This window comes from Streptomyces sp. NPDC102270, from assembly GCF_044766405.1.
In the GTDB taxonomy this organism is placed as follows: Bacteria; Actinomycetota; Actinomycetes; order Streptomycetales; family Streptomycetaceae; genus Streptomyces.
The window spans coordinates 201,879-219,256 of sequence record NZ_JBIWLX010000011.1 but is presented as its reverse complement, the minus strand read 5'-3'; the positions used below and the strand labels follow the sequence as shown (position 1 = coordinate 219,256).

Here is a 17,378-nt window from a genome sequence, read left to right as displayed (position 1 = left end):
GTCCCGCCCGAGCGGTGAGGGCGGCCCTACCGGCCGACCCTCGGCTCCCGGCCCGGCGTGGACCCCGGCGGAGACAGTGCCGGCCACGGGCTGGCGCCCGCCCGAGAGGTGGGCGGACTGGCCGACCGATCGTCGGGGCCCAGCCCGCGTAGACCCAGCGGAGCCCCTCGCGCCGACACGGAAACTGGTGCGAAGAACCGCCCCTGACCAATACACAGCCCGCCCTCGAACCGGCACCGGACCCGACCGTCACCCTCCGGCCGGGCCCGGTGCCACAGCCCCCGTCCCGTCCCGTTCCGCCCCGTCCACAGCGCCACCGCGCCCGTCCCTCCCTGAGGCATGATCGACCCATGACGAGCCCCACCCCGCCGGCCGTGCCCATCCGTGTACTGATCGCCGACGACCAGGACATGGTCCGTACCGGCTTCCGTTTCTTCCTGGACGCGCAGCCGGACATCACCGTGGTCGCCGAGGCCGCCGACGGGGAGACAGCGGTGCGGCTGGCCCGGGAGATGCGGCCCGATGTGTGTCTGCTGGACATCCGGATGCCGAAGCTGGACGGGCTGGAGGCGACCCGGCTGCTGGCGGGGCCCGAGGTGGCCGATCCCCTGCGGGTGGTCGTGGTCACCACCTTCGACCTCGACGAGTACGTCTACGGCGCGCTGCGCGGCGGTGCCTGCGGGTTCTTGCTGAAGGACTCCGGGCCCACGCTCCTCGCCGAGGCGGTCCGTGCCGCCGCGGCCGGTGACTCGCTGGTCTCCCCCTCGGTCACCGTGCGCCTGCTCCGGCACCTCACGGAGGGCCCGGCGCCCACGCCGGTCGTCGCGGCCCGCCCCGCACCGGCCACCGAACCCCTGACCGACCGTGAACTCGACGTGGTCCGCCTGGTCGCCCTCGGCCGTACGAACGCCGAGATCGCCGCCGAGCTGTACGTGTCCCTCTCCACGGTCAAGACCCACCTGTCCAGCGTCCAGCTGAAACTGGCCGCACGGAACCGCGTGGAGATCGCCGCCTGGGCCTGGCAGCACGGGCACGCGCGGCCGGAGAGCTGAGTCACCCGTTCTTCTTCGCCTCCAGCAGTTCTTCCAGCCGGTCGAACCGCTCGTGCAGGGCATGCAGCGTCCGGGTACCCACAGAGTGCAGGCGCTTCTGCTCCCGCCCCACGAACCAGGTGGCGAGCGCCGCCGTGACCATGCCGTACGTCGTGATCCCGACGACCATGACCACCGTGCCGACGACCCGGCCCCACCAGGTGACGGGGGAGAAGTCGCCGTATCCGACGGTCGTCGCCGTCTCGACCGACCACCACGGGGCTTTCGGATAGGACGTGAGGTCGCGCCACGCGCCCGCTCCTCGGCGTCGAGCACCGCCCAGGATCCGGTCAGCATCACAGCAAGGAGCACGAGGTTGCGCCTCCCGCCGCCTTTATATGGAGCGAGCGCCCCTCTCTGCCGAGCATCATCCCGACGACCCTGACGAGGAATCCGGGCAGCATGCTCACTCCTGGCGGTCCGCGGGCAGGGGCGGGGCGTACGGGGCCAGTGTCACCGCTGGGAGGGCGCCCGGCACGTCGGGCAGGGCGTGCGAGTCGCGGTTTCCAGGACAAGCTGATCATCGGACGGCACAATGGCGGCAACGGCCGCAGGCGCGAGAAGGAGCACAGTCGTGAGCGAGAGCCACACCTCGTCGGGTGCGTCGGCGAGGCTGAACACAGGTGTGGCGCACAACGCGCGCGTGTGGAACTACTGGATCGGCGGCAAGGACAACTACGAGGTCGACCAGCGGGTCGGCGACCACGTCGCCGGGATGTTCCCCATCATCCGGGAGATCGCCCGCGCGGACCGCTGGTTCCTGGGCCGCTCGGTGCGCTTCCTCGCCGAGGAGCAGGGCATCCGGCAGTTCCTCGACGTCGGCACCGGGCTGCCGACGGTGGACAACACCCACGAGATCGCCCAGCGCATCGCGCCCGACTCACGGATCGTCTACGTCGACAACGACCCGATCGTCCTCGTCCATGCCCGCACCCTGCTGACCAGCACCCACGAGGGCGTCACCGACTACATCGACGCCGATGTCCACGACCCGGCCGCCATCCTCGAACGGGCCGCGGGGACCCTGGACTTCAGCAAGCCGGTCGCGGTGATGATGCTCGGCATCCTGAACTTCGTCCTCGACACCGACGAGGCGCGCAGGATCGCGCGCGAGATCATGGCCGCGATGCCCGCCGGCAGCCATCTGGCCCTGACGCACCCGACATTCGACGCCGACCTCGGCGGCGAGGGCCAGATCCCGGCCATGAAGTTCTGGAACGAGAACGCCACTCCGCCGATCACGGCCCGCAGCGGCGAGGACATCGCCACCTTCTTCGAGGGACTCGACCTCCTCGAACCGGGCCTGGTCTCCTGCTCGCAGTGGCGTGCCGAGTCCGACTCCCCGGCCGTGGTACCGCAGTTCGGCGCGGTGGCCGTGAAACCCTGACGCGGGATCCGATCGGCCGAGCCCGTCGTGGAGGACGTATGACCACCCTTGCCGACCCCGTCCCCGGAGGCCGTCCCGGGGACGTGGACCGGGCCGCCGCACTGAGCGAGGAGCTGTCCTCGAAGGGTGTGCACGGCGTGGTCCTGGCCTATGTCGACACCGCGGGCATCTGCCGGGTGAAGACGATCCCGACGGCGAAGCTGCCTTCCGCCGCGGCCTGGGGCGTGGGCATGTCGCCGGTGTTCGACACCTTCCTGGCGAACGACTCCATCGTCACCACGGACACCCTGGGCTCCCCCGACGGCGATCTGCGCCTGTACCCCGATCTCGACCGGCTCGTGGCACTGGCCGGGCAGCCCGGCTGGGCATGGGCGCCGGTCGACCGGATCACACAGGAGGGCGAGCGCCATCCGGGCTGCTCCCGCACGGTCCTCAGACGGATCGTCACCGAGGCGGCCGAGCGGCACGGGATCACCTTCAAGGCGGGCATCGAGATCGAGTGGGCAGTGGGCCGGGGCCCGGCGGCGGAGGGTGACTTCCTGCCCGCCGTGTCGGGACCGGCGTACGGCGCCACCCGCCAGGTGGAGCTCGGCGACTACGCGGCCGACCTGCTGGCGGCCTGCGCCGAGCAGGGCATCGAGGTGGAACAGCTCCACCCCGAGTACGCGGCCGGGCAGTTCGAGATCTCCACGGGCGCGCTGGATCCGGTGGCGGCGGCCGACGTCAGCGTGCTGGTACGGCAGACGATCCGGGCGGTGGCCCAGCGGCACGGGCTCGTCGTCTCCTTCGCCCCGGCGGTCTTCGCGGAGGGTGTCGGCAACGGCGGCCATCTCCACCTGTCCGCCTGGCGGGACGGCGAGAACCTGCACTCGGGCGGCAAGGGCCGGTACGGCATGACGTTCGAGGCCGAGTCGTTCGTCGCGGGTGTCCTCGCCCACCTGCACGCGCTCGCGGCCCTGACCGCGCCGAGCCCGGCCAGCTATCTGCGCCTCAAACCGTCCCAGTGGGCCGGGGTGTTCACCGCCTGGGGCCGTGAGGCCCGGGAGGCGGCGGTCCGGATCGTGACCGGTACGGCGGGCCTGACCGACCGAGCCGCGAACCTGGAGCTGAAGCCGGTCGACCTGGCCGCGAACCCGTATCTCGCCCTCACCGGTCTGATCGCCGCCGGACTCGACGGACTGACCTCGGCCCTACCCCTGACGAGGGAGATCACCGGGGATCCGGCCCTGCTCCCCGCCGACCGGGCCGCCGCCATGGGCGTACGCCGGCTGCCGACCTCCCTCTCCCAGGCGGTCCGGGCCTTCCGCGCCGACGAACAGCTGCGGGCCGCGCTGGGCCCGGTCCTCGCCGACGCCGTGGTCGCCGTGCGCTTCGGAGAAAGCGATTCCGTGGCCGAGCTGGACGACGAGCAGATCGCGGCGGCGTACCGCTGGAAGTACTGAGCATGAGCGGAGCTGTCCATGAGGCCCTCGCCGCCACCCGGCTGGTGGACCACCACTGCCACGGGGTCGTCACCGACGGACTCGACCGGACGGGCTTCGAGTCGCTGCTCACCGAGGGCACGGTCTGGCCCGGGATCTCCCCGTTCGACAGCCCCGTCGGTGTGGCGGTCCGCCGCCACTGCGCGCCCCTGCTGGACCTCCCCCGCCACGCGCCGCCGGACGCCTACCTGGCCCGCCGTGCCGAACTCGGCCCGCACGAGGTCAACCGCCGCTTCCTGACCGCCGCGGGCACGGAGGTGTTCTGCGTCGACACCGGGTACGCGCCGGACCGCATCACCTCGCCCGGGCAGCTGGCCCGGATCGCGGGCGGGACGGCCTACGAGGTCGTACGGCTGGAGAGTGTCGCCGAGGCGGTGGCGGCGCGGGGCGTGGAGCCGCGCGCGTACGCCGACCTGTTCCGGGCGGCCGCTCTGGAGGCCGTGGGGCGGCCGGGTGTGGTGGCCGTGAAGTCGGTCGCCGCCTACCGCACCGGCTTCGACCTGGACCCGGCGCGCCCCTCGGACGCGGAGGTCACCCGTGCCGCCGCCGACTGGCTCGCTCACGGTGGCCGACTGGCCGATCCGGTTCTGGTACGGCATCTGCTGTGGACCGCCGTGGACCTGGGGCTGCCGCTCCAACTGCACACCGGGTTCGGCGACAGTGACATCCGGATGCATCGGGTGGACCCGACCCACCTCACGGACTGGCTGCACCTGACCGCGGGCACCATCCCGGTCCTGCTGCTGCACTGCTGGCCGTACCAGCGCCAGGCCGCCTATCTGGCCGCCGTGTTCGAGCAGGTGTACCTGGACGTGGGCCTGACCCTGCACTACGTCGGCCCGGCGCGGTCCCGGGCGATCCTGGCGGAGGCGCTGGAGATCACGCCGTTCCGCAAGCTGCTGTACAGCTCCGACGCGTACGGAGTGGCCGAATTCCATCTGCTCGGCGCGCTGTCCTTCCGGCAGGGCCTCGCCGGTCTGCTCCAGGAGCGGGTGGACGCCGACGAGCTGAGCCTGGCGGACGCGTTGCGCGTCGCGGCCTGGACGAGCGGCGACAACGCCCGCCGTCTCTACGGGCTTCCCGCCCCGGTCCCCGTCCCACCAGGCGAGCGCGACTGAGCGCCCGCTGTCCCCGGAAAGTATGATCTAGCAATGTCTGACTTGACCGAAACCACGCCCGGCTGGCTGAGCGCCGACGATCTCGAGCACGCGCGCGCCCGGATGCCCATCCTGTACGTCGAGGCCGTGCCCGTGCGCGTCGACGACAGCGGCGAAGTCACCAGCGTCGGCCTGCTGCTGCGCATGGGACCCGACGGGACGGTCAGCCGGAGTCTTGTCTCCGGCCGCGTTCTGCACCACGAGCGGGTCCGGGACGCCTTGCTGCGTCACCTGGAGAAGGACCTGGGCCCCGTGGCGCTGCCCCGGATCCCGTCCTCGCTCCAGCCGTTCACGGTGGCCGAGTACTTCCCCACGCAGGGGGTCACGCCGTTTCACGACCCGCGTCAGCACGCCGTGTCCCTCGCCTACGTCGTCCCGGTGACCGGCGACTGCCGGCCGCGGCAGGACGCGCTGGACCTGGTGTGGTTCAGCCCGCAGGAGGCCCTGTCACCGGCGGTGGCGAGCGAGATGCCCGGCGGTCACGGAGTGCTGCTCAAGCAGGCGCTGGCCCACGTGGGCTGCGCGATCTGAGGCCCCCGGTCAGTCGGTCTCCTTGCGCTGCGTCGTGCCGGGCTCGCCGCCGTCCCGCGTCCACTCGACGACCAGTTCGTCCTTGCTGCCGAAGCGGACGAGGTGGCTGCCGACGACGTTCTCCAGGAGATCGAGGTGCTCGGACTCCGTCTCCAGTGTCAGCAGCAGCGCGTCCTCGGTGGCGGTGAGGGAGCCCTTGCCTCCGTTCTGGAAGAGCAGGGTGCCCTCACCGCTCTCCTCGTCCCACGTGGTCCGGCTGCGACGCCCGAGGTGCGAGGCGAGCTGCTTGGCGTAGCGGTGCGGCCGGTCGGTGGCGACGCGGGCTTCGGAGCGGGGCATGGGAACTCCCAGGAGTGCGAGGGCGCGGTACGGACTCGATGCTGCCGCAACACCGGCCGCCCCACGCCCATTCCGCACCCCTCGCGCCCCGTGAAGCGGGAGTGCGGGCTATGCGCGGGTCGCGCTCGTCATGGAGAACTCGTCGGCCTCAGCGAGGTCGAAGTCGCCGTGGTCGCTGCCCAGGCCCTGCGCCACCAGTGCCGCCGCGGCACTGCCCAGGATCGCCGCCTCGCGTGGTGTGCGGTCCAGGCTCATCCCGCGCAGGAAGCCGGCCGAGAAGGCGTCGCCGCAGCCGGTGGTGTCGACGACCTCGACCTCGAAGGCGGGGACGGTCTCCGTGCCCTCGGCGGTGACCAGGAGGGCGCCGTCGCCGCCGCGGGTGACCGCGACCAGGCCCACCCCGCCGGCCAGGAACTTCTTCGCGCCGGTGACGACGTCCTGTTCCTCGCTGAAGCCGAGGACCTGGTCCTCGTTGGGGAGCAGGAAGTCGACGTACGGGAGCAGCGGTTCGATCTGGTCGAAGGTGCCGAGCTCGCCCGGGGCGAGGAGGTCCACCGAGGTGACCACGCCGTGTTCCTTGGCGTGCGCCAGGATGCGGGCGGCGACGTCGGCGCCGATCAGCTCGGGGCCGCCGAGGTGCAGGTGGCTCGCCTCGGCGACCGCGTCCCAGGGCACGTCGTCCAGGCCGTAGGTGATGTTGGCGCCGAGCAGGTGGAGGGTGGGGCGGTCTCCGTTGGGCCGGATCGGCAGGACCGTCGCGGAGGTGGAGGTGTCGATGCGGCGGACGAGCAGCCCGGTGTCGATCCCGGCCTTGTCGAGGAGCTGGGTGAGCAGGTCGCCCGTCGGGTCGGTGCCGATCGCCCCGGCGGTGCGCACCGAGGCGCCCAGCTTGGCCAGGGTGAGGGCGGTGCCCGCGGCCGTGCCGGCGGCGGTCATGCGGATGTCCTCGACCAGGGTCGCGCCCTGGCCCTCGGGTATCTCCTCGACCGGCCGGACCAGGACGTCCAGCACGTGCACGCCCATGGTGACGACGTTCATCGGTTCCCCTCCTGCGCGGATGGTGCGGAATCTACGGATTGCGTGGTGCCGTAATTGCGGGCGAGGGCGGCCTCGATCACCGCGATCTGCTGCTGTTCGTCGAGGACGCGGGGCTGTCCCAGGGCGGCCGCGCGCTGGTAGACGCCGCAGGCCCACTCCAGGAGCAGTGCGTGCTCGACCGCCTTGTCGAGGGTCGGGGCGTGGGTGACGGCCCCGTGGTTGGCCATCAGGGCGGCGCCCCGGCCCTCCAGCGCGGTGAGGACGGACTCGGCGAGGTCAGGGGTGCCGAAGGTGGCGTACGGCGCCACCCGGACGGTGCCGCCGAGGGCCAGCAACTGGTAGTGGATACAGGGGAGTTCGTCGAGGACGAGGGAGAGCGCGGTGGCCATCGGGGCGTGGGTGTGCACGACGGCGGCGGTGCCGTAGCGGCGGTAGACGCCCAGATGGAGGTCGAGCTCCGAGGTCGGCAGCAGACCTCCGGCGACGATCTCGCCGTCGAGGTCGACGACGGTGACCTGGTCCGGGGTGAGCTCGGCCAGGATCGCACCGGTCGCGGTGATCGCCACGCGGTCCTCGACACGGACGCTGACGTTCCCCGCCGTACCGATGAGCAGCCCCTCGGCCCCCAGACGGCGGCAGGCGTCCGCCACTGCGGCCCGCTCCTCGCTCAGCGCCGGGCTTGAGTCGGTCATGCGCGCGACGCTAACCTAAACCTGAAACAAAGTCACGTTCACGTTCGGAGGTTGTCCCGTGAGGTGGTCACGTGGGTGAGCGGAGGTCGTGCCGTGGCTGAGTCCGCCCCGGCCGCCGACCCGGCCGCATGGATCGCCTCCCTGCGCCGCACCCCCCAACAGGCCCGCAGCCGGGCGCGGTTGGCCAGGGTGCTCGAAGCCGCGGAGCGTATCCTGGTCGAGGAGGGCGTCGAGTCGCTCACCACGACCCGGATCGCCTCCGAGGCGCGGGTGTCGGTCGGCTCGCTGTACCAGTACCTGCCCGACCGCGGGGCGATCATCGAGGCGCTCGCGGCCGGCTACTTCGCCAAGCTGGAAGCGGCGATGGAGGCGCTCGTGGAGGCCGCGGCCGCCGAGCGCTGGGAGGACCCGGTCGGTGTCCTCGTCGACGCGTACGCCGAGATCTACCGCACCGAACACGGCTTCCGCTCCCTGTGGTTCGGCAGCGGACTGACCGAGCGGACCCGGGCCGCGGACCGCGAGCACAAGCACCGGATGGGCGACGGGATCCGCCGTATCCTGCTCGCGCTGCGTCTGGCCGAGGACGACGAGACCCTGGCCCGCGTCTGCCACGCCGCGATCCTCACCGCCGACGCCCTCGCCCAGGAGGCCTTCCGCCGGGACACGAAGGGAGACACCGCGCTGCTGGAGGAGGCGAAGATCCTGCTGCGCGGCTATCTCACGGACATCGCGGCGCGGTACGGACCGTCCTGACGTCGTCGGGACAAAGGCGGGCGCCCGCGCGGGCGTTGCGCAGGATGTAAGCCGCTTTCATGAACACCGGCGCGGCCGGACCGGGTGGCGCCGACGCACGAGGCCTCGCGGCCGGCTCATCACGGCCTCCACGTATCGTGCCCCCGTGACCGACACCGAGCCCCTGCGCCTGCCCGACATGCCGTTGCACGACCCCTTCGTCGTCGCCGACGAGCAGACGCGGACGTACTGGCTCTACACGTCCAACGAGCCGTCCGTGTCCGGGGTGGAGGGCGTCGGGACGATGGTCTACCGCAGTCACGACCTGCGGGACTGGACGCGGCCCGACGTGGTGTTCCGGACGGACGAGCAGGAGGGGATCTGGGCGCGGGACGGAGCCTGGGCGCCGGAGGTGCACGCGTGGGGCGGCAGGTACTACCTGTTCACCACCCTGCACGACGAGGGCCGGGTGCTGCCGGTGCCGCCCGCCGGGCGCTGGGGCACGCCGTTCCAGCTGCCGAACCACGCGCGCGGCACGGTCACCGCCGTGTCCGACTCGCTGCTCGGCCCCTTCACCGTCGTCGATCCGTCCGGGCCCACCCCGCCCGCGCACCTGATGACTCTCGACGGCACGCTGTACGTCGATCCGGCCGGGCAGCCCTGGATGGTGTACGCGCACGAGTGGCTGCAGACCGTCGACGGGACGATGGAGGCCGTCCGGCTGGCCCCCGATCTGACCGGGACGGTCGGTGAGCCCGTCTTCCTGTTCAAGGGCTCGGACGCGTTCTGGCTCGGTGAGCAGATCCCCGCGGGCGTACCGCACCAGCTCGCCCCCTACGTCACCGACGGCCCGCAGCTCCACCGCACCCCTGACGGTGCCCTTCTCATGCTGTGGTCGACGTACGAGAAGGACACGGCCGGTGCGGACGGCACCGTCAGCGGCGGGTACGTGCAGACCTACGCGGTCTCCACGTCCGGTGAGCTGAGCGGGCCTTGGGAGCAGCGCCGGCCGCTGGTCCGGGAGGACAGCGGGCACGGCATGCTGTTCCGGACCTTCGACGGCCGGCTGATGATGATCCTCCACCGTCCCTTCGAGAACGCCCGCGGCAAGCTGTACGAGATGCGGGTCCAGGGTGACGAGCTGCGGGTGCTGCGGCAGTGCACGGACCTGGACGGCGACGACATCAGCGCCTGAAGTACGTATGCGACGGTGCTCAGGCAGGCGGGAGCACTGTCACTCGGTCGGCCCGGGATGGCGCCGCACGACGACCCGCCGACCTCAGATCGCCTCGCGGATCGCCTGTTCGAAGCCCACGACGTGGCTGCGGGCGAGCCGCGCCGCCGTGTCGGGGTCCCCGGCGACGATCGCCTCGATCAGCGGTCCGTGCTCCTCGACATGGCCGGCCATGTCGGCGAGCCGGTCCACGAACAGGCACCAGATGCGGGTGGCGAGGTTGTCGTGGCGGACGAGGGTGTCCTCCAGGTACGGGTTGTGCGTGGCCGTGTAGATGGCGCGGTGGACCTGGAGGTCCAGGTGCATCAGTTCGGTGGAGTCCCGCCCGGGAGCCCCGGCGGTGTCGAGTTCCCGCCGCAAAGCCGTCAGGTTCGCCCGGTCGGTGGCCGTGGCGCGGCGGGCGGCCTGCGCCGCGGCCAGGGGTTCCAGTTCCTGGCGCACCTCGGAGATGTGGGCGAGGTCGGTGATGTTGACCTCGGTGGCGAAGGTGCCGCGCCGGGGGTAGGTGGTGATCAGCCGCTCGTACTGGAGCCGCTTGAGGGCCTCGCGCACCGGTGTGCGTCCGACGCCGAGGGACTGCCCCAGCTGCTCCTCGTTGATCGGCGCTCCGGGCCGGATCTCCAGCATGACCAGCCGGTCCCGGATGGCGCGGTACGCGCGCTCGGCGAGCGACAGCTCCTCGATCTCGGTCGCGACCTGCTGCATGGATGCCCCCTTGACCTGTGCGGCGAGCTCCCATACCTTACCGCACAGGCTGATATATCAGTTGCTCATTAGCTGGCTCTCAGGATGGTGCACAGATGGCAACGAGTACGTCGCTCACCACGCCCACCTCGCCGCTCTCCCTCCCCCTCAGCGAACTCGACCCGGACGTCGCCGAGGCCGTGGCCGCCGAGCTGCGCCGCCAGCAGTCCACCCTCGAGATGATCGCCTCGGAGAACTTCGCCCCGGCCGCCGTGATGGAGGCCCAGGGCTCGGTCCTGACCAACAAGTACGCCGAGGGCTACCCGGGCCGCCGCTACTACGGCGGCTGCGAACACGTCGACGTCATCGAGCAGTTGGCCATCACCCGGGTGAAGGAGCTCTTCGGCGCCGAGGCCGCGAACGTCCAGCCGCACTCGGGCGCCCAGGCCAACGCGGCCGCGATGTCCGCCCTGCTCGATCCCGGTGACACGATCCTCGGCCTCGACCTGGCGCACGGCGGGCACCTGACCCACGGCATGCGCCTCAACTTCTCGGGCAAGCTGTACGACGTCGTGCCGTACCACGTGCGCGAGTCCGACCTGCGCGTCGACATGGACGAGGTCGAACAGCTCGCCCTCGCCCACCGGCCGAAGATGATCGTCGCGGGCTGGTCGGCCTACCCCCGGCAGCTGGACTTCGCCGGGTTCCGCCGGATCGCCGACGCGGTGGGCGCGTATCTGCTCGTGGACATGGCGCACTTCGCCGGTCTGGTGGCCGCGGGCCTGCACCCGAGCCCGGTGCCGTACGCCGACGTCGTCACGACCACCACCCACAAGACCCTCGGCGGCCCGCGCGGCGGTGTCATCCTCAGCCGCGCCGGCCTCGCCAAGAAGATCAACTCTGCGGTCTTCCCCGGCCAGCAGGGCGGCCCGCTGGAGCATGTGATCGCGGCGAAGGCGGTGGCCTTCAAGGTGGCGGCGGGCGAGGAGTTCAAGGAGCGCCAGCGGCGCACACTGCGGGGAGCGAAGATCCTCGCCGGACGGCTGCTGGCCGACGACGTGGCCGAGGCCGGGATCACCGTCCTGACCGGCGGCACCGAAGTCCATCTGGTTCTCGTCGACTTGAGAAAGTCCGAGCTCGACGGGAAGCAGGCCGAGGACCTGCTGCACCGCGTGGGCATCACCGTCAACCGCAACGCGGTCCCGTTCGACCCGCGCCCACCGATGATCTCGTCCGGTCTGCGGATCGGCACGCCCGCCCTGGCCACCCGCGGCTTCGGCGAGACGGAGTTCCGCGAGGTCGCCGACATCATCGCCGAGACCCTGAAGGGCGAACGGCCCGACGACGAACTGCGCGCCCGGGTCGAGAAGCTCGCCGCCGCCTTCCCGCTCTACCCCCACCTCGACGGAGGCCCGGCATGACCGCCGAACCGCTGCCGGAACACCCGGACTTCCTCTGGCGCAACCCCGATCCGCGCCCCTCGTACGACGTCGTCATCGTCGGCGCGGGCGGCCACGGCCTCGCCACCGCCTACTACCTCGCCAAGAACCACGGCATCACCAATGTGGCCGTCCTGGAGAAGGGCTGGCTCGCGGGCGGCAACATGGCCCGCAACACCACGATCATCCGCTCCAACTACCTGTGGGACGAGAGCGCGGCGATCTACGAGCACGCGCTGAAACTGTGGGAGCGCCTCCCGGAGGAGCTGGACTACGACTTCCTGTTCAGCCAGCGCGGTGTCCTCAACCTCGCGCACACCTTGCAGGACGTCCGCGAGGGCATGCGCCGCGTGGGTGCCAACCGCCTCAACGGGGTCGACGCCGAGTGGCTGGAGCCCGAGGAGGTCGCCAAGGTCTGCCCCATCCTCAACGTTTCGTCCCGCACCCGGTATCCGGTGCTCGGCGCCACCTTCCAGCCCCGGGCCGGCATCGCCAAGCACGACCACGTCGCCTGGGCGCTGGCCCGCCGCGCCGACGAGCTGGGCGTGGACCTGATCCAGGGCTGCGAGGTCACCGGCTTCCTCAAGGACGGCGACCGGGTGGTGGGCGTGGACACCAATCGCGGCCGCATCCACACCGGCCGGGTCGGGCTCGCGGCCGCCGGACACAGCAGCGTGCTGGCCGAGCGGGCGGGCATCCGGCTGCCGGTGCAGTCCCACCCGCTCCAGGCCCTGGTCTCCGAACTGCACGAGCCGGTGCATCCGACCGTCGTCATGTCGAACCATGTGCACGTCTACGTCTCCCAGGCCCACAAGGGCGAGCTGGTGATGGGCGCGGGCGTCGACTCGTACAACGGCTACGGCCAGCGCGGCTCGTTCCATGTGATCGAGCAGCAGATGGCGGCCGCCGTCGAACTGTTCCCGGTCTTCGCGAGGGCGCATGTGCTGCGGACCTGGGGCGGCATCGTCGACGTCACCCCGGACGCCTCACCGATCATCGGCACTACCCCGGTCGAGAACCTCTACGTCAACTGCGGCTGGGGCACCGGCGGTTTCAAGGCCACTCCGGCGGCCGGCTGGACCTTCGCGCACACCATCGCCACGGGCGAACCGCATCCACTGAACGCCCCGTTCGCCCTCGGCCGCTTCACGACCGGCGCGCTGATCGACGAGCACGGCGCAGCAGCCGTGGCCCACTGAGGCATTGAGGCATTGAGGAGAACGCCATGCTGCTGATCACCTGCCCGTGGTGCGGTCCGCGCAACGAGACGGAGTACCACTACGGCGGACAGGCCCATGTCCCCTACCCCGACTCCCCCGCCGACCTCACCGACGAGCAGTGGGCCGAGTACGTCTTCTACCGCGACAACCCCAAGGGCCCCTTCGCGGAACGGTGGATGCACAGCATCGGCTGCCGCCGCTGGTTCAACGTCCTGCGCGACACCGCCACCCACGAGGTGCTGACCTCGTACCGGCTCGACGAGCCACGCCCGGGAGGGACCCGATGACCGACCAGCGCTTCCGACTGCCGCGAGGTGGCCGCGTCGACCGCGGCACCGTGCTGCGCTTCACCGTCGACGGACGGGAGCTGACCGGCCACCCCGGCGACACCCTCGCCTCCGCGATGCTGGCGAACGGGCTCGTCGAGGTCGCCCCCTCGCTCTACCGCGGCCGCCCCCGCGGCATCGTCTCCGCAGGTGTCGAGGAGCCCAATGCCCTGGTCCAGCTGGGTGGTCCGTGCTCGGAGGGCATGCTCCCGGCCACGACCGTCGAGCTGTACGACGGCCTGTCCGCCACCACGCTCTCCGGGATGGGCCGGCTGGACGCCACCCCGGATCCCGCCGTCTACGACAAGAAGTACGTGCACACCGACGTCCTGGTCGTCGGCGCCGGCCCGGCGGGCCTCGCGGCGGCTGCCGCTGCCGCGGAGTCCGGCGCCCGGGTGATCCTCGTCGACGAGCAGCCCGATCCAGGTGACCGGGAGCTTTCCGACGAGCTGCGCGCGGCCCTCGACGCCGCCCCCGAGGCCGTCGTACTGCATCGGACCACGGCTTTCGGGTCGTACGACGACAACTACGTGCTGGCGCTTCAGCGGCGCACCGATCACCTCGGCACGGACGCCCCCGAAGGCGTTTCGCGGCAGCGGCTGTGGCACATCCGGGCCCGTCAGGTCGTCCTGGCGACCGGGGCGCACGAACGTCCACTGGTCTTCGCCGGCAACGACCGGCCCGGCGTGATGCTCGCCGGGGCCGTGCGCACCTACCTCAACCGGTATGCCGTGGCACCGGGTTCGCGGGCCGTGGTGAGCACGACCAACGACAGTGCCTACGACACGGTCGCCGACCTGTGTTCGGCCGGGATCCCCGTTGCCGTCGTCGTGGACGCGCGCCCCGAACTGTCGGACCGGGCAGCGGAGGTGGCCGCGGCGACCGGGGTGCGGGTGTTGACGGGCAGCGCGGTGGTCGACACCTCGGGCGACCGCGGGCTCACCGGCGTCACCGTCCAAGCCCTTGACGCCGAGGGTCGACTCGCGGGTGAGCCGAAGCCGTTCGCCTGCGACCTGCTCGCCGTGTCGGGCGGCTGGAGCCCGGTGGTGCATCTGCACAGCCAGCGTCAGGGCAAGCTGCGCTGGGACTTGGGGCTCGCCGCGTTCGTGCTGGACGGGGCCGTACGGGATCAGCAGGTCGTGGGAGCGGCCCGGGGGACGTACGACCTCGACGACTGTCTGGCCGAGGGGGCACGGGCCGGAGCACTGGCGGCCACAGCGGCGGGGTTCCCGGTGCCCGTGCCGGCCGAGGGGGCGCGGCGCGCACCCGGCCCGACGCGCGCCCTGTGGCTGGTGCCCGCCCCCGCGGGCGAACCCGGCGTCTGGGACGGTCACTTCGTCGATCTCCAGCGCGATGTCACGGTCGCCGACGTCTGGCGCTCCACCGGCGCCGGTATGCGCGGCGTCGAGCACGTCAAGCGGTACACCTCGCTCGGCACGGCGAACGACCAGGGCAAGACCTCCGGCGTCAACGCGATCGGGGTGATCGCCGAGGCTCTCGGCGGTTCGCTGGGCGAGATCGGCACCACGGCCTACCGGGCGCCGTACACGCCGATCGCCTTCGCCGCCCTGGCGGGGCGCGAGCGCGGTGAGTTGTTCGATCCGGAGCGGACGACGTCGATCCACAGCTGGCATGTGGCGCACGGCGCCAAGTTCGAGGATGTCGGGCAGTGGAAGCGCCCCTGGTACTACCCGCAGGCCGGTGAGGACATGGACGCGGCCGTGGCGCGCGAGTGCCGGGCGGCCCGGGAGGGGGTGGCGTTCATGGACGCCTCCACCCTCGGCAAGATCGAGATCTGGGGTGCGGACGCGGGCGAGTTCCTCAACCGGATCTACACGAACGCCTTCAAGAAACTGAAGCCCGGCACGGCGCGCTACGGCGTGATGTGCAAGCCCGACGGCATGATCTTCGACGACGGTGTGACCCTGCGCCTCGACGACAACCGCTACTTCATGACCACCACGACCGGCGGCGCCGCGGGCGTCCTGGACTGGCTGGAGGACTGGTCACAGACCGAGTGGCCCGAACTCGACGTGCACTGCACGTCGGTGACGGAGCAGTGGGCGACGATCGCCGTCGTCGGCCCGCAGTCGCGCGCGGTCGTCGCCCAACTCGCCCCGGACGTGGATCTGTCGAACGAGGCCTTCCCGTTCATGGCCTTCCGCGAGACGACCCTGGCCTCGGGCGTCCCGGCCCGTATCTGCCGCATCTCCTTCTCCGGCGAACTGGCCTACGAGATCAACGTCTCCGCCTGGTACGGCCTCGCGGTCTGGGAGGAGGTGGACGCGATCGGCCGGCCGTACGGCATCACCCCTTACGGCACCGAGACGATGCACGTCCTGCGGGCCGAGAAGGGCTACATCATCGTCGGCCAGGACACCGACGGCACGGTCACCCCGCAGGACGCGGGCATGAGCTGGGTGGTCTCCAAGCAGAAGGACTTCATCGGCAAGCGGTCCTTCACCCGGGCCGACACCGCCCGCACCGACCGCAAGCAACTGGTCGGCCTGCTCCCGGCCGACCGCACGACCCGACTGCCCGAGGGCACCCAACTCGTCGCGCCGGACGTGGACTTGGCGACGGTGCCCGTGCCGATGCTCGGCCACGTCACCTCCAGCTACCACAGCCCGGCCCTGGGCCGCCCCTTCGCCCTCGCGCTCGTCGCCGACGGGCAGGCGAGGAAGGGCCAGACGCTGCTCGCCCCGGTGGGTGAGGCGCTGGTGCCGGTCGAGGTGACCGACTTCGTGCTCTACGACCCCGAAGGGACCCGGCGAGATGGCTGAACCGATCATGGCGGGACCGGTGGCCCTGCGCACCAGCCCCCTGTCCCACCTTCAGGAGCGGATGCGCGCCGCCGCCGTCACCGGTGCCCGGAGCGTCACGCTGGCCGAACTGCCGTTCCTCACGATGGTGAACGTGCGGGTCGACCCCGCGTCCGCGGCGGCCGACCGGATCGGCAGGACCCTGGGGGCGCCGCTCCCCCGCCGGTGCGGCGACACCGCCGCCTCAAGCCTCCATACGGTCCTGTGGCTCGGCCCCGACGAGTGGCTCGTGCTGTCCCGGGCCGACCCGGGCACCGTGACCACCCAGGTACGGCAGGCCCTCGACGGTGCTCCCGGCTCGGTCGTGGACGTCTCGGCGAACCGCACCACACTGGAGCTGAGCGGCCCGGCCGCCCGGGAGGTGCTGGAGAAGGGCTGCCCGCTGGACCTGCACCCCCGCGCCTTCGGCCCCGGCCGCGCGGTGTCGACCACGGTGGGCCCCGTCGCGGTGCTGCTCTGGCAGCTCGACGACTCTCCGGCGTACCGACTGCTTCCGCGGTCCTCGTTCGCCGACTATCTGGCCCGTTGGCTCATCGACGCGATGAGCGAGTACGGCGGGCCGCGGGTCGCCTGACGGGCGCCCCACAAAAAACCGAAAAGGCAGATGTAGCCCAGGACCGCGACGAACAGCACGAGGCGGATCGCGCGCGTGCGGCGCGGATCGGACTGCTGGGCCACGCCCAGGGGCGAGGTGGCCACCTGGCCCAGCATGGTCACTGCGCTGACGGTGATCAGCGCGGTGACGGCCGCCACCACCGCCGCGAGCCACGGCAGTCCCACCCACAGCTGACCGGTGTACCAGGCGCCGCCGATTCCCGCCGCCTCGACGGCGGTCATGGCGAGGATCTGCCGCGGGGTCGCCCCGGCCGGTCGCAGCGTGGCGAGCCGCTGCTCGCGCCGGGCCGCGCCCAGCCGTCCGGCGGCCGAGGCCAGCACGACGACCGGCATGACGAGCAGCACCACGCCCAGCGGCACGGCCCCCGGTCGGGCAGGTGACACCGGAGAGCCGGTCGCCGACCCAGGGCAGCGAGTGGTACTTGCTCTGGGTGCGGGCCGCGACGATGTTCGCCGCGAGCGCCCTGTGGCCTCCCACCGATGCCGTGCTGTGCTCGTCCAGTCCCGTGGTCGACTCGGTGCCGGAGAGCAGATGGGTGGCGAGGCCGCCCAGCGCGACCACGGTGGGGAACCGCCGACGGCGCCGACGA

The 17,378-nt window shown here is 71.8% G+C and carries 17 protein-coding genes and 1 pseudogene; 12 read left to right on the top strand and 6 right to left on the bottom strand.

Going from position 1 to position 17,378, the window contains the following annotated elements:
• The first annotated feature begins 350 nt into the window (after positions 1-350).
• Positions 351-1,052 carry a response regulator gene (locus ACIRP7_RS24335; RefSeq protein WP_403663196.1) on the top strand — a complete coding sequence of 234 codons (702 nt, stop codon included), beginning with the start codon at positions 351-353 and terminating at the stop codon, positions 1,050-1,052.
• Between the two features lies 1 nt (position 1,053).
• On the opposite strand, the pseudogene ACIRP7_RS24330 reads toward ACIRP7_RS24335, so the two are convergent.
• Positions 1,054-1,495, bottom strand: a pseudogene (locus tag ACIRP7_RS24330) (ion channel).
• A gap of 170 nt (positions 1,496-1,665) precedes the next feature.
• On the opposite strand from ACIRP7_RS24330, the gene ACIRP7_RS24325 reads away from it, so the two are divergent.
• The 4 genes from ACIRP7_RS24325 to ACIRP7_RS24310 are packed head-to-tail and all read left to right on the top strand — an operon-like array spanning position 1,666 to position 5,647.
• Complete coding sequence (locus ACIRP7_RS24325; protein WP_352380608.1) at positions 1,666-2,478, top strand: SAM-dependent methyltransferase; 813 nt, start codon at positions 1,666-1,668, stop codon at positions 2,476-2,478.
• Between the two features lie 38 nt (positions 2,479-2,516).
• The gene (locus ACIRP7_RS24320) at positions 2,517-3,920 is read left to right on the top strand and encodes a glutamine synthetase (protein ID WP_403663193.1); all 1,404 of its coding nucleotides are present in this window, start codon (positions 2,517-2,519) and stop codon (positions 3,918-3,920) included.
• Positions 3,921-3,922: 2 nt separating this feature from the next.
• Positions 3,923-5,077, top strand: a complete 1,155-nt coding sequence (locus ACIRP7_RS24315) for an amidohydrolase family protein (RefSeq protein WP_403663190.1) — start codon at positions 3,923-3,925, stop codon at positions 5,075-5,077.
• 33 nt (positions 5,078-5,110) lie between these two features.
• Positions 5,111-5,647, top strand: a complete 537-nt coding sequence (locus tag ACIRP7_RS24310; RefSeq protein WP_403663187.1) for an NUDIX hydrolase family protein — start codon at positions 5,111-5,113, stop codon at positions 5,645-5,647.
• Between the two features lie 9 nt (positions 5,648-5,656).
• On the opposite strand, the gene ACIRP7_RS24305 is transcribed toward ACIRP7_RS24310, so the two are convergent.
• The 3 genes from ACIRP7_RS24305 to ACIRP7_RS24295 form a co-directional block, all read right to left on the bottom strand.
• Positions 5,657-5,986 carry a DUF2218 domain-containing protein gene (locus tag ACIRP7_RS24305; protein WP_403663184.1) on the bottom strand — a complete coding sequence of 110 codons (330 nt, stop codon included), beginning with the start codon at positions 5,984-5,986 and terminating at the stop codon, positions 5,657-5,659.
• A 108-nt stretch (positions 5,987-6,094) separates the two neighbouring features.
• The gene (locus ACIRP7_RS24300; RefSeq protein ID WP_403663181.1) at positions 6,095-7,024 is read right to left on the bottom strand and encodes a carbohydrate kinase family protein; all 930 of its coding nucleotides are present in this window, start codon (positions 7,022-7,024) and stop codon (positions 6,095-6,097) included.
• Complete coding sequence (locus ACIRP7_RS24295) at positions 7,021-7,716, bottom strand: class II aldolase/adducin family protein (RefSeq protein WP_403663178.1); 696 nt, start codon at positions 7,714-7,716, stop codon at positions 7,021-7,023. Before ACIRP7_RS24295 ends, ACIRP7_RS24300 begins: the two co-directional genes overlap by 4 nt.
• A 93-nt stretch (positions 7,717-7,809) precedes the next feature.
• Between ACIRP7_RS24295 and ACIRP7_RS24290 the strand changes: the two genes are divergently transcribed.
• The gene (locus tag ACIRP7_RS24290) at positions 7,810-8,469 is read left to right on the top strand and encodes a TetR family transcriptional regulator (protein WP_403663175.1); all 660 of its coding nucleotides are present in this window, start codon (positions 7,810-7,812) and stop codon (positions 8,467-8,469) included.
• A gap of 178 nt (positions 8,470-8,647) precedes the next feature.
• On the top strand, positions 8,648-9,643 hold the full coding sequence (locus ACIRP7_RS24285; protein WP_403663592.1) for a glycoside hydrolase family 43 protein: 996 nt from the start codon (positions 8,648-8,650) through the stop codon (positions 9,641-9,643).
• Between the two features lie 84 nt (positions 9,644-9,727).
• Here the strand turns inward: ACIRP7_RS24285 and ACIRP7_RS24280 are convergent, their stop codons facing one another.
• Positions 9,728-10,387 (bottom strand): GntR family transcriptional regulator, encoded by a 660-nt coding sequence (locus tag ACIRP7_RS24280; RefSeq protein ID WP_403663172.1) that lies wholly within the window; start codon positions 10,385-10,387, stop codon positions 9,728-9,730.
• Positions 10,388-10,482: 95 nt separating this feature from the next.
• Between ACIRP7_RS24280 and glyA the strand changes: the two genes are divergently transcribed.
• The 5 genes from glyA to ACIRP7_RS24255 are packed head-to-tail and all read left to right on the top strand — an operon-like array spanning position 10,483 to position 16,747.
• Positions 10,483-11,787, top strand: a complete 1,305-nt coding sequence (glyA, locus tag ACIRP7_RS24275; protein ID WP_403663169.1) for a serine hydroxymethyltransferase — start codon at positions 10,483-10,485, stop codon at positions 11,785-11,787.
• Positions 11,784-13,004: a sarcosine oxidase subunit beta family protein gene (locus tag ACIRP7_RS24270; protein ID WP_403663166.1), complete on the top strand. Its 1,221-nt coding sequence runs from the start codon at positions 11,784-11,786 to the stop codon at positions 13,002-13,004. The genes glyA and ACIRP7_RS24270 overlap by 4 nt, the downstream gene beginning before the upstream one ends.
• 26 nt (positions 13,005-13,030) lie before the next feature.
• A complete protein-coding gene (locus ACIRP7_RS24265; RefSeq protein WP_403663163.1) occupies positions 13,031-13,312 on the top strand; it encodes a sarcosine oxidase subunit delta in 282 nt (93 codons plus the stop codon).
• The gene (locus ACIRP7_RS24260; protein ID WP_403663160.1) at positions 13,309-16,134 is read left to right on the top strand and encodes a sarcosine oxidase subunit alpha family protein; all 2,826 of its coding nucleotides are present in this window, start codon (positions 13,309-13,311) and stop codon (positions 16,132-16,134) included. The genes ACIRP7_RS24265 and ACIRP7_RS24260 overlap by 4 nt, the downstream gene beginning before the upstream one ends.
• The gene (locus ACIRP7_RS24255) at positions 16,127-16,747 is read left to right on the top strand and encodes a sarcosine oxidase subunit gamma (protein WP_403663157.1); all 621 of its coding nucleotides are present in this window, start codon (positions 16,127-16,129) and stop codon (positions 16,745-16,747) included. The genes ACIRP7_RS24260 and ACIRP7_RS24255 overlap by 8 nt, the downstream gene beginning before the upstream one ends.
• On the opposite strand, the gene ACIRP7_RS24250 is transcribed toward ACIRP7_RS24255, so the two are convergent.
• Positions 16,687-17,172 (bottom strand): hypothetical protein, encoded by a 486-nt coding sequence (locus ACIRP7_RS24250; RefSeq protein ID WP_403663154.1) that lies wholly within the window; start codon positions 17,170-17,172, stop codon positions 16,687-16,689. The two genes, ACIRP7_RS24255 and ACIRP7_RS24250, sit on opposite strands and share 61 nt — an antisense overlap.
• Positions 17,173-17,378 lie beyond the last annotated feature (206 nt).

What these genes read in the sequence shown, in the direction of transcription:
- ACIRP7_RS24255 (WP_403663157.1), top strand. Translation starts at nt 16,127, where the DNA reads ATGGCTGAACCGATCATGGCGGGACCGGTGGCCCTGCGCACCAGCCCC.
- ACIRP7_RS24265 (WP_403663163.1), top strand. Translation starts at nt 13,031, where the DNA reads ATGCTGCTGATCACCTGCCCGTGGTGCGGTCCGCGCAACGAGACGGAG.
- ACIRP7_RS24320 (WP_403663193.1), top strand. Translation starts at nt 2,517, where the DNA reads ATGACCACCCTTGCCGACCCCGTCCCCGGAGGCCGTCCCGGGGACGTG.
- ACIRP7_RS24260 (WP_403663160.1), top strand. Translation starts at nt 13,309, where the DNA reads ATGACCGACCAGCGCTTCCGACTGCCGCGAGGTGGCCGCGTCGACCGC.
- ACIRP7_RS24295 (WP_403663178.1), bottom strand. Translation starts at nt 7,716, where the DNA reads ATGACCGACTCAAGCCCGGCGCTGAGCGAGGAGCGGGCCGCAGTGGCG.
- ACIRP7_RS24335 (WP_403663196.1), top strand. Translation starts at nt 351, where the DNA reads ATGACGAGCCCCACCCCGCCGGCCGTGCCCATCCGTGTACTGATCGCC.
- ACIRP7_RS24315 (WP_403663190.1), top strand. Translation starts at nt 3,923, where the DNA reads ATGAGCGGAGCTGTCCATGAGGCCCTCGCCGCCACCCGGCTGGTGGAC.
- ACIRP7_RS24270 (WP_403663166.1), top strand. Translation starts at nt 11,784, where the DNA reads ATGACCGCCGAACCGCTGCCGGAACACCCGGACTTCCTCTGGCGCAAC.
- ACIRP7_RS24280 (WP_403663172.1), bottom strand. Translation starts at nt 10,387, where the DNA reads ATGCAGCAGGTCGCGACCGAGATCGAGGAGCTGTCGCTCGCCGAGCGC.
- glyA (WP_403663169.1), top strand. Translation starts at nt 10,483, where the DNA reads ATGGCAACGAGTACGTCGCTCACCACGCCCACCTCGCCGCTCTCCCTC.
- ACIRP7_RS24300 (WP_403663181.1), bottom strand. Translation starts at nt 7,024, where the DNA reads ATGAACGTCGTCACCATGGGCGTGCACGTGCTGGACGTCCTGGTCCGG.
- ACIRP7_RS24285 (WP_403663592.1), top strand. Translation starts at nt 8,648, where the DNA reads ATGCCGTTGCACGACCCCTTCGTCGTCGCCGACGAGCAGACGCGGACG.
- ACIRP7_RS24305 (WP_403663184.1), bottom strand. Translation starts at nt 5,986, where the DNA reads ATGCCCCGCTCCGAAGCCCGCGTCGCCACCGACCGGCCGCACCGCTAC.
- ACIRP7_RS24310 (WP_403663187.1), top strand. Translation starts at nt 5,111, where the DNA reads ATGTCTGACTTGACCGAAACCACGCCCGGCTGGCTGAGCGCCGACGAT.